The 9,885-nt window shown below is 70.0% G+C and carries 9 protein-coding genes; 3 read left to right on the top strand and 6 right to left on the bottom strand.

The window, feature by feature from the left end:
• Positions 1 to 101: 101 nt before the first annotated feature.
• Positions 102 to 713 carry a LysE family translocator gene (locus tag A33M_RS24275; RefSeq protein ID WP_008391473.1) on the bottom strand — a complete coding sequence of 204 codons (612 nt, stop codon included), beginning with the start codon at positions 711 to 713 and terminating at the stop codon, positions 102 to 104.
• A 40-nt stretch (positions 714 to 753) separates the two neighbouring features.
• Positions 754 to 1,785 carry a hypothetical protein gene (locus A33M_RS24270; protein ID WP_008391470.1) on the bottom strand — a complete coding sequence of 344 codons (1,032 nt, stop codon included), beginning with the start codon at positions 1,783 to 1,785 and terminating at the stop codon, positions 754 to 756.
• 329 nt (positions 1,786 to 2,114) lie between these two features.
• Between A33M_RS24270 and A33M_RS20505 the strand changes: the two genes are divergently transcribed.
• Complete coding sequence (locus A33M_RS20505; protein ID WP_008391465.1) at positions 2,115 to 3,371, top strand: SAM-dependent methyltransferase; 1,257 nt, start codon at positions 2,115 to 2,117, stop codon at positions 3,369 to 3,371.
• A 91-nt stretch (positions 3,372 to 3,462) separates the two neighbouring features.
• Here the strand turns inward: A33M_RS20505 and cimA are convergent, their stop codons facing one another.
• From cimA to cysS, 4 genes are all read right to left on the bottom strand, one after another.
• The gene (cimA, locus tag A33M_RS20500; protein ID WP_008391463.1) at positions 3,463 to 5,058 is read right to left on the bottom strand and encodes a citramalate synthase; all 1,596 of its coding nucleotides are present in this window, start codon (positions 5,056 to 5,058) and stop codon (positions 3,463 to 3,465) included.
• 276 nt (positions 5,059 to 5,334) lie between these two features.
• Positions 5,335 to 5,832 (bottom strand): GNAT family N-acetyltransferase, encoded by a 498-nt coding sequence (locus A33M_RS20495; protein WP_008391461.1) that lies wholly within the window; start codon positions 5,830 to 5,832, stop codon positions 5,335 to 5,337.
• A 1-nt stretch (position 5,833) separates the two neighbouring features.
• The gene (locus tag A33M_RS20490; RefSeq protein WP_008391459.1) at positions 5,834 to 6,241 is read right to left on the bottom strand and encodes an endonuclease domain-containing protein; all 408 of its coding nucleotides are present in this window, start codon (positions 6,239 to 6,241) and stop codon (positions 5,834 to 5,836) included.
• A gap of 43 nt (positions 6,242 to 6,284) precedes the next feature.
• Entirely contained in the window at positions 6,285 to 7,631 is a 1,347-nt protein-coding gene (cysS, locus tag A33M_RS20485) for a cysteine--tRNA ligase (RefSeq protein ID WP_008391457.1), read from the bottom strand.
• Between the two features lie 550 nt (positions 7,632 to 8,181).
• Between cysS and A33M_RS20480 the strand changes: the two genes are divergently transcribed.
• A complete protein-coding gene (locus A33M_RS20480; RefSeq protein ID WP_008391454.1) occupies positions 8,182 to 8,493 on the top strand; it encodes a hypothetical protein in 312 nt (103 codons plus the stop codon).
• 188 nt (positions 8,494 to 8,681) lie between these two features.
• Positions 8,682 to 9,764 carry a DUF2865 domain-containing protein gene (locus tag A33M_RS20475; protein WP_008391451.1) on the top strand — a complete coding sequence of 361 codons (1,083 nt, stop codon included), beginning with the start codon at positions 8,682 to 8,684 and terminating at the stop codon, positions 9,762 to 9,764.
• Positions 9,765 to 9,885 lie beyond the last annotated feature (121 nt).

The raw sequence follows: 9,885 nt of genomic DNA, 5'->3' as shown, positions 1-9,885 counted from the left end.
CCCACGCAAGTCGGGCTCGCCCGACTTGCGCACGCTCACGTGCCCGACACGGGCAAGCCCGTGTCGGGTGGGCAGCCCCGGCGGAGTTTCCAAACGGTCTCTCAGCCGGGCCGGCGCGACAGAAGCCACAGGCCGCCGCCGATCAGCACGGTGCCGGACAGTCGGGCGAGCAGCGCCTGCCGGCTCGGCCGCATGAACCAGGCGCGCCCGAGCCCGGCGGCGACGCCCCAGGCGGAGTCGAGCATCGCGGCGATCGCCACCACCGAGCCGACCATGACGACGAGCTGAAAGGCGGTCGGCAGCGCGGGGTCGACGAACTGCGGCAGGAAGGCGGTGTAGAACGCCGCCGTCTTGGGGTTCGACACCGCAACCAGGAATCCGCGGGAAAAATGCACGCGGTGTCCGGCCGGCGGCGGCGCGGTGCGCTGCCCGGCGCGCCGCCACGCCTGCACGCCGAGAAAGATCAGATAGGCGGCGCCGACGAAGCGGATCACCTCGAACAGCACGGCCGCGCTCGACAGCACGAAGCTCAGGCCGAACGCCACCGCGCCGATCAGCACGGTGTTGCCGACCACGGTGCCGCTCGCGGTGGCGAGCACGGCGCCGATGCCGTCGGTCGCCCCGGTCGAGATCATCAGCGTGACGACCGGACCGGGGGTGAGGATCAGCACCAGGGTGATCAGCAGAAAGGGCAGGAAAAGCTCGGGATTCATCGTCGTTCGGTGGTTCGGCCGGGGGCGCGGGACGGCGCTCTCAATGGACGTCCTCGTTGAACTGGCGCGACGGCGGCGCGCCGGCGGCCGGCGGCCCGGCGGGTGCCGCGGGGGCCGGCATTTCCTCGTCGTCCGCAAAATCGTCGCCCGGCGGCTCGCCACGCGGTGGCTCGCCACGCGCAGGCTCGCCACGCGCAGGCTCGGTACGCGACTGGTCGCTCGGCGACGTGTCCGGTGCCTCGCTGCTCGGCTCGTCGGTCGGCTCGCTCTGCTCGTCGGCCGACGGGGCGCTCGGCTCGTCGGTCGACGGGCCGGCCGGCGACGGCGAAACCCGTGTCTCGTCCTTCGCGGCCTTCCCGTCGCTCGGAGCGATGCCGCGCTGGTCCGGTGACGGCGGCGCTCCGGCCGGCGGGCGCGCGGCGAGCGCGCCCCGGCGCAGCGCCTCGGCGTCGAGGCCGTCCTCGGCATAGTCCGACATCCGGGCCGCATCGATCGCCGGCGACGGCGGAGCCGGCGCGGTCGCCGCCGGAGCCGTCCCCGCCGGAGCGGTCGACGCAGCGGCAGGGGCCGACGCGGCATTCGGCTCGCGTGCCGGCGCGGCCGCCGGCTGGCGCGTCGTGTCGCTCGTGTCGCTCGGGCCGCTCGCCGCCTGCCCCGCCTCGGGCGGCGTCTCGCTCGGCGTCGCGGTCTCGTCCTTCGGCTGGCCCGGATCGCCGCGCCGTCGCGGCACCGGCGGCGTCTCGGAGAACTCCACCAACGGCCGCCGCCGGCTTTCGCGCGCGGGCGGCGCGGCGGCGGCGGCGGGGCTCGCGAGATAGCGGGCGATCACGTCCGCATAGGCCGGGCTCGACGTGTAGTGCTCGCGCAGGAAGCGGGCGACCGCCCCGGCACTCTTTCCTCCGGCGAGGCCGCGTGGCGAGCGATGGCACGCCTGGCAGTTCGACGAGAACATCTGCGCCGGCGACTTCCCCGCCGTGAGATCGTATTGCGCGCGCGCATCGACCGGCATCGCCAATGTCAGGCCGCCGACCAACAGCCCAGCAACCGCCACCGATCTCGTCACGACGATCATCGCAATCCTCGTCATTGCCCACGGGCAGTGTCGCACGACACGCGAACCGAGAGCCGGCACCGGCGTTCTCCGACCGAGGGAAAAACCGACGCGGGTCGGGCCGACTCTCTCTGGACCTCGCGGAGTTGTGAGGCAAATTCTGGCTTCTCGAAGGCCGAAACGGGGGTAATGCGTTGCGGGCACCTGTACGCGAGGACTAGTATTTTGCACCGCAAGACACGGGCCGGCAGGGACACCCCCCGGCTCGGCCGATTCGTGTCGGCCCTGTCCTCCGGCCCTGGCGAGCCGCGGCCCGTGCCCCCCGTGCACGTGTCTAGTGGAGTCTCGCCATGGACTGGTTGTTGCGCCGCGCCCTCACACCCCTGATTCGCCGTGGTTCTCTGAAGATCGTCACCGCCCGCGGAGCCACGCTCGAATTCGGCGACGGCAGCGGCCCTCCCCTCGCCGTTCGGTTCACCAGCGCCGCCGCCCAGCTCGCAGTGCTGCTCGATCCCGAGCTGCGGCTGGGTGAAGCCTACATGAACGGCGGCTTCGTCATCGAGCAGGGCTCGATCGCCGATTTCGTCCGGCTCGGCGCCGCCGCCTTCGCGACCCAGGTGCCGCTGCCCTGGGTGCAGCCTCTGGTGATGCTGCGCTTCCTCGGCCGCAAGCTCGCCCAGTGGAACCGCCGGATCACGTCGCGGCGCAACGTCGCCCACCACTACGATCTCGACGGCCGGCTCTACTCGCTGTTTCTCGATTCCGACAAGCAGTACAGCTGCGCCTATTTCGAGACGCCCGACCAGTCGCTCGACGACGCCCAGCTCGCCAAGAAGCGCCACATCGCCGCAAAGCTCCTGACGAAGCCGGACCAGGACGTGCTCGACATCGGCTGCGGCTGGGGCGGCCTCGGGCTCTATCTCGCCGACACCTGCCGCTCGCGCGTCACCGGCCTGACGCTCTCGAAGGAGCAGCTCGCGATCGCCCGCGCGCGCGCCCGCGACGCCGATCTCGCCGGCCGCGTCCAGTTCCGCCTGCAGGACTATCGCGACGTCCCCGAGACCTACGACCGCATCGTCTCGGTCGGCATGTTCGAGCATGTCGGCGTGCAGTATTACGACGCCTATTTCCAGAAATGCGCGGCGGCGCTGCGCGACGACGGCGTGATGCTGCTGCACTCGATCGGCCGCTCGGAGGGGCCGGGCTTCACCAATCCGTGGATCGCCAAGTACATCTTCCCCGGCGGCTACATTCCGGCGCTGTCCGAGGTGCTGCCGGCGGTCGAGCGGGCCGGCCTGCTGGTCACCGACATCGAGATTCTGCGCCTGCATTATGCCGAGACGCTGAAGGCGTGGCGTGAGCGCTTCCTCGCCCACCGCGACGACGTGATGCGGCTCTACGATCAGCGCTTCGTGCGGATGTGGGAGTTCTATCTCGCCGCCTCGGAAATGGCGTTCCGCGAGCAGAACATGATGGTGTTCCACATTCAGCTCACCAAGAAGCAGGGCGTGGTGCCGATCACCCGCGACTACATCGCCCACGAGGAGGCGCGCCTGCGCCGGCTCGAGCAGGGCTGCCGGCCGCCGCTGCGGCTCGCCGGCGAGTGAGCGGAGGCGCTCTCGCCCGCACGCGCGCCGCCGGCGCCGATCGTCGGAGGCGGAAAGGGCGGCGCCACCGGCCGCCCTCCCCCGAAAACGATCACGCAGGCGCGCCGGCGCGGATCAGCTTGTAGACGATCGAGTCCATCAGCGCCTGGAACGAGGCTTCGATGATATTGGGCGAGACGCCGACCGTGGTCCAGGTCGCCCCGGTCTCGTCGCGGCTGTCGATCAGCACGCGGGTGACCGCCTCGGTTCCCCCATTGAGGATACGCACACGATAGTCGGTCAGGCTCAAGCCCTGGATGTACTCCTGATAACGACCGAGATCCTTGCGCAGCGCGAGGTCGAGCGCGTGCACCGGGCCGTCGCCCTCGGCGGCCGAGATCAAGGGCTCGTCGTCGCCGACCTTGACCTTCACCACCGCCACCGTCGCGGTGATCCGCTCGCCGACCGCATTGATGCGGTGCTCCACCGTCACGTCGAATTTTTGGACGTCGACGAAGTTCGGCACCGAGCCGAGCGTGCGGCGCGCCAGCATCTCGAACGAGGCCTGCGCCGACTCGTAGGCATAGCCGCGCGCCTCGCGCTCCTTCATCAGCTCGATCAGCGTGCCGAGCCGCGGCTCGTTTTTCTCGACCTCGATGCCGACGCGAGCGAGCTCGGCGAGCACGTTGGAGCGGCCGCCCTGGTCCGACACCAGAACTTTGCGCGCATTGCCGACCGTCTCCGGCCGCACGTGCTCGTAGGTCGCCGGGTCCTTCAGGATCGCCGAGGCGTGGATGCCCGCCTTCGTCACGAACGCGCTCGCCCCGACATAGGGCGCGTGCCGGTTCGGCGCGCGGTTCAAGATCTCGTCGAGCTTGCGCGACACCTCGCTCAGCCGGCCGAGCGCGTCGTCGCTCACGCCGATCTCGAATTTCTCCGCGAGCGCCGGCTTGAGCTTCAACGTCGGGATCAGCGAGGTGAGATTGGCGTTGCCGCAGCGCTCGCCGAGCCCGTTCAGCGTGCCCTGGATCTGCCGCACGCCGGCCCGCACCGCGGCGAGCGAGTTGGCGACGCCGTGCTCGGTGTCGTTGTGGGCGTGGATGCCGAGCCGCTCGCCCGGAACCTCGCGCACCACCTCGGAGACGATCCGCTCCACCTCGTCCGGCAGCGTGCCGCCATTGGTGTCGCACAGCACCACCCAGCGCGCGCCCTCCTGATAGGCGGTCTTGGCGCAGGCCAGCGCATAGCCGGGATTGGCCTTGTAGCCGTCGAAGAAATGCTCGCAGTCGATCAACACCTCGCGGCCGCGCGCGACCGCCGCCTGCACGGTGTCGCGGATCGAGGCGAGGTTCTCCTCGAGCGTCGTCTCCAGCGCCACGCCGACGTGATAGTCCCACGATTTCGCGACGAAGCAGACCGCATCGGCGTGCGCATCGAGCAGCATCGCCATGCCGGGATCATTGGAGACCGAGCGGCCCGGCCGCCGCGTCATGCCGAACGCGGTGAAGGTCGCGCCGATGCCGCGATCCTGCGAGAACAGCTCGGTGTCGAGCGGGTTCGCGCCCGGATAGCCGCCCTCGATGTAATCGATGCCGAGGTCGGTCAGCATGCGGGCGATCGCGAGCTTGTCGGCCAGCGTGAAGTCGACGCCAAAAGTCTGCGCACCGTCGCGCAGGGTGGTATCGAAGAGATAGAGACGATCCTTCATGGTCGTATCCTGATCACCACTCCACAGGAGCGGTCGGGCCACGCCGGCCCGAGAAGGGGACAAAAGAAACACGCTTGCGCCGAATGCGACGCGAGACTTTCTCCCCGCCCGCGAGGGACGGGGCCGACCTGCTCACGAAAAGAAACGCCGGCTCCCGGTAGCGGGGCTACCAGTAGCCGAGATACCAGAAGACGAAGATCAGGCTGGCGACCAGCGCCACCAGCTTGATCAGCACGAAATAAACGAAGTTCGGGGGAAACGGCGATCCGGGGGGTGTCATGATCGGGCCTTCGCGAGCGTCTTGTCGAGGGTGGTGGTGGCGAGCCATTCATCACCGCGCGAAACCGTGTTGCGGCGCTGCGCGGTCCAGCCGCGCTTCTCGAAGAACGGGCGGGCGGTGTCGCTCGCATCGACCGTCAGGCGGGTCGCGCCGTGCGCCTGCGCGAGCTTCTCCAGCGCATCGACCAGCATCGCCCCCGCCCCTCGCCCGGCCGCCGCCGGATGGACGTACAGCATGTCGATCTCACGCCCGTCGGCGAGCGAGGCAAAGCCGATCGGCGAGCCGTCGAGCGTCGCGATCAGCGTGAGACGCGCCGACAAGCGGTCGCGAAAGGCGTCCTCGTCGTCGGCCGCCGCCATCCAGGCGTCCTGCTGCGCCTCGCTGTAGTCGTCCGCCGTCAGCTCCGTGATGCTCGCGCGAAAAATCTCGGCGAGCATCTCGGTGTCGTCGGCGAGGAACGGACGCAAGGCGAAGGTCGGGAACGCCCGGGCCATGTCACGCCTCCGTCGGGGGTGCGCCGGCCGGCGTGGTCGGCATTTTGGACGGCGTGTTGCGCGGCATGCCGCGCGGCGCGCTGCGGATCTCGGTCTCGATGATCTGCATGATGCCGTCGACATTCGCGGCGATGTCGTCGCGGCGAAACAGCAGCACGCGAAAACCGTGCGCGAAGAACCACTGGTCGCGCGCCGGATCACGCGGCGTTGTCGCTGCGCCGTCCGCCGCGGGCGTGCCCTGCTCGTCGACCTCGACGACGATCCGCGCCGGCTCGCAGAAGAACGCCGCGCGCCACGGCCCGACCGGCACGCCGCGCCGGAACTTTGCGCTGCCGAAGCGCTTCGTGCGCAGCGTTCGCCACAACAAACGCTCGCCTTCGGTCATCTCGCGCTCGGGTTCGGTCGTCATCGCATGGTCTCCGCCACGTTGTTTTCGTTGTTGGGTCGGCCGCTCACCGCGCGACCTCCCAGGTGGTGCCGTCCTTGGAATCCTTCAGCACGATGCCGAGCGCGGCGAGCTCGTCGCGGATGCGGTCGGATTCGGCCCAATCCTTCGCCTTGCGGGCATCGATGCGGGTGGCGATCCGGCGCTCGATCTCCTCGACCGGGATCGGCGGCGCCGGCGCATGCGCGGTTCGCCAATCGGCCAAAGCCTCGCGGCGGAAGCCGAAAAAGGCGAGCGTGCCGGCCAGCGCCTTGCGGCCGGCGGCGTTCTTCAGCCCGTGCATGGCGGCGATCGCGGCCGGCGTGTTGAGGTCGTCGCACAACGCCTCGAGCACGGCGGGCGCCGGGCGCGGCTCGGCCTCCGAGGAGGCGACGTCGAAGAAGGACGACAAAACCTTCTCGGACTCCTCGAGCCCCTTCACCGTCCAGTCGATCGGCTGGCGGTAGTGCGTGCGCAGCATGTTGAGGCGGACGACGTCGCCCGGCCAGTCCTTCAGCACGTCGCGGATGGTGACGAAGTTGCCGAGCGACTTCGACATCTTCTCGCCCTCGACCTGCAGGAAGCCGTTGTGCATCCAGTAGTTCGCCATCGCCGGGGCACCGAAGGCGCAGCGCGACTGGGCGATCTCGTTCTCGTGGTGCGGAAACACCAGGTCGATGCCACCGCCGTGGATGTCGAACGTCTCGCCGAGATGCTTCCACGACATCGCCGAGCATTCGATGTGCCAGCCGGGACGGCCGGGCACCGCGATGCCGCACGGCGACGGCCAGCCGGGCTCGCCGGGCTTTGCCGGCTTCCACAGCACGAAGTCCATCGGGTCGCGCTTGTAGGGGGCGACGTCGACGCGGGCGCCGGCGATCATCTCGTCGAGCGGGCGCTTGGAGAGCGCGCCGTAATCCGTCATCGACGGCACGCCGAACAGCACGTGGTCCTGCTCGACATAGGCGTGGCCGGCGGCGACCAGCTTCTCGATCAGCGCCGTCATCTCGGCGATGTGCTCGGTCGCGCGCGGCTCGACCGTCGGCGGCAGGCAGCCGAGCGCGGCGACGTCGGCGGCGAACTCGCCATAGGTCTTCTCGGTCAGCTCGCGGATCGAGATGCCGCGCTCGGCGGCGCGCGCGTTGATCTTGTCGTCGACGTCGGTGATGTTGCGCACGTACCTGACGTGCTCGGCGCCGTAGAGCTGCCGCAGCAGGCGGAAGAGCAGGTCGAAAACGATCACCGGCCGCGCATTGCCGATATGGGCGAAGTCGTAGACGGTCGGACCGCACACGTACATCCGCACCGCGGCCGGATCGATCGGCACGAACGTGCGCTTCTCGCGTGCGAGCGTGTCGTAGAGCTTCAGGTCCATCGTCTCGTCCCTCGGCGAACGCAATCCGGTCCCGGGCGGGACGCGGACATGCCGGCGGCCCGCTCTGGCCGGGCGTCTGTTTGTCGGTCGAAAGGACAAGACGGCCGCAGCCAGCGAGGACCGCTAGCGAATAATCCCCCGGCAAATGCCGATCTGGGTGTGGTGGCCGTTCATGGCCGCGCACCATGGTCGAGCCGGCGGCGTCCGTCAAGGGTGCCTCGCGCCGATCCCGCCTCCCGGTACCGGCCGCTGTGCCCCGAGAGGCACACTGCCGGCGGGTTCGACGGTCGGCCGCCCGACGCGGGTTGACCCCGCCCGGCACGGGGACCACAGAGCGCGCCTGCTTTCGGCAGCGAGTCGTGCGTCGTCCCGCGGGGGCTGCGACGACGGCTCGCGGCCGGCACGAGGCCTCACGGCCGCGCACGACGCGGCCCTCTCACACCGCTCCCGCGCAGCCGGACGGCGTCGCGCGGCGGGATCGGGAAGTTAACGACAGCTTAAGACATCGGGCCGTATTTTCGCGGCTCTCACGACGAGCGGGCACGACACGATGCGGTCCCTGTTCACCCTCACGCTTCTCGCGGCCATGGCGGCCGGCCTCTCGGGCGCGCGCGCCGAGAAGCAGATCTTCATTCTGGCGAGCAATGCCGGCGGCGACTACGGCATCGACCGCTGCCTCGCCGGCGGCGAGCGGTGCGGCAGCGCGATGGCGACCGCCCTGTGCCGCCAGCGCGACTTCAAGCAGGCGGTGTCGTACCGCAAGGTCGACCGCGACGACATCACCGGCGCCGTGCCGACCCGCGGCGGCGGCTGCCACGGTGCGAGCTGCGACGACTTCGTCGCCATCGAGTGCACCCGCTGAGGCGTGCCGGCCTTCGGGTGCGCCGCGCGCGACCACCCTGCCCTCCCCTTTTCTCGGTTCGAATCCGTGATGCCGTGGTCCGCGCCGACGCGGTCCGTCGGTGCGGCGCGCGATCCACACTTTGAACACCATTCCGGTGCTTCTCTCCGGCCGGATTCGACTGGCAAAAGCGACACGTGAGGGGCCCGATGAACCAACGGAGAGGCCGTCGCCGGCTCGGCATCGCCATCGTCGTGCTGGCCGCGATCGGATCGGCCGCCGCGGGCGACGTTTTTGCGCAAGGCTACGGCTATCCGGCCCGGCAGAACTATCCGCAGCCCTATCCGGTCCAGCAACAGCAGCCGCAGGGCTATGGCCAGCAGCAGCAACAACAAAGCTATCCGTCGGCCGCCGGCAGCCCGGTCTGCACCCGGCTCGAGGCGCAGCTCGCCGCCGTCAATCGCGGTGGCGACCCGGTGCGCGCCGAGCAGATCCGCCGCTACGAGGACGCGATCGGCCGGCAGCAGAACGAGGTCGACCGCATGATCGCGCAGTCGCGCCGGCTCGGCTGCGAGGACAATCCCTTCCTCTCGCTGTTCTCCAGCCAGCCGGCCGAATGCCGGCCGCTCGGCACCCGCATCCAGGAGCTGCGGGCCGAGCAGAGCCGCACCCAGGCGGAGCTGCAGCGCATCCAGGGCGGCAACGACATCGAGGGCCAGCGCCAGGCGGTGGTCGCGGCGCTCGCCCAGAACAATTGCGGCCCGCAGTATCAGGCGGCGGTCAATCAGCAGCGCGGGCTGTTCGGCGACATGTTCGGCTCCAACCCGGCCCTGCCGATGCCCGAGGGGAGCACCCAGGCGACGACGTTCAGGACGCTGTGCGTGCGCACCTGCGACGGCTATTATTTCCCGATCTCGTTCCAGACCACGCCGTCGCGCTTCGCCGAGGACGAGGCGTCCTGCAAGCGGCTGTGCCCGGCGGCCGAGGTGCAGCTCTTCACCTACCGAAATCCCGGCGAGGAGGTCGGCCAGTCGGTGTCGCTGGCCGGCCAGCCGTATCGCAGCCTGCCGACCGCCTTCAAGTACCGCCAGTCGCTCGATCCCGCCTGCAGCTGCCGCAAGGCCGGGCAGAGCTGGGCCGATGCGCTCGGCGTCAATCAGGACACCACGGTGGAGCGCGGCGACATCATCGTCACCGAGGAGCGCTCCAAGGCGATGGCGGCGCCGCGCGACGCGCAGGGCCGCCCGATCCGGGCGACGCCGGCGCCGGCCCAGCCCCAGCCGGCGCGCTGACCCTCTGTTGTTTCGTTTCGGGATGAACGGCGCGGGACAAAAGCCGCGGCACGGCCTCCACCTCTCCCCGCGTGCGGGGCTACGGCATTCACGGATTTGATTTGGCTCGGCTCGGATCCGT

Origin of the sequence: Rhodovulum sp. PH10 (assembly GCF_000293785.1) — a bacterium.
In the GTDB taxonomy this organism is placed as follows: Bacteria; Pseudomonadota; Alphaproteobacteria; order Rhizobiales; family Xanthobacteraceae; genus Rhodoplanes.
Note: the sequence above shows the minus strand (reverse complement) of the source record. Positions and strands in the feature narration are given on the sequence as shown.

Bases quoted from the DNA above. Each gene is read 5' to 3' on its own strand.
- cysS (WP_008391457.1), bottom strand. From the start codon at position 7,631: ATGGACCTGAAGCTCTACGACACGCTCGCACGCGAGAAGCGCACGTTC.
- A33M_RS20480 (WP_008391454.1), top strand. From the start codon at position 8,182: ATGCGGTCCCTGTTCACCCTCACGCTTCTCGCGGCCATGGCGGCCGGC.
- A33M_RS20490 (WP_008391459.1), bottom strand. From the start codon at position 6,241: ATGACGACCGAACCCGAGCGCGAGATGACCGAAGGCGAGCGTTTGTTG.
- A33M_RS20495 (WP_008391461.1), bottom strand. From the start codon at position 5,832: ATGGCCCGGGCGTTCCCGACCTTCGCCTTGCGTCCGTTCCTCGCCGAC.
- A33M_RS24270 (WP_008391470.1), bottom strand. From the start codon at position 1,785: ATGATCGTCGTGACGAGATCGGTGGCGGTTGCTGGGCTGTTGGTCGGC.
- A33M_RS20505 (WP_008391465.1), top strand. From the start codon at position 2,115: ATGGACTGGTTGTTGCGCCGCGCCCTCACACCCCTGATTCGCCGTGGT.
- cimA (WP_008391463.1), bottom strand. From the start codon at position 5,058: ATGAAGGATCGTCTCTATCTCTTCGATACCACCCTGCGCGACGGTGCG.
- A33M_RS20475 (WP_008391451.1), top strand. From the start codon at position 8,682: ATGAACCAACGGAGAGGCCGTCGCCGGCTCGGCATCGCCATCGTCGTG.
- A33M_RS24275 (WP_008391473.1), bottom strand. From the start codon at position 713: ATGAATCCCGAGCTTTTCCTGCCCTTTCTGCTGATCACCCTGGTGCTG.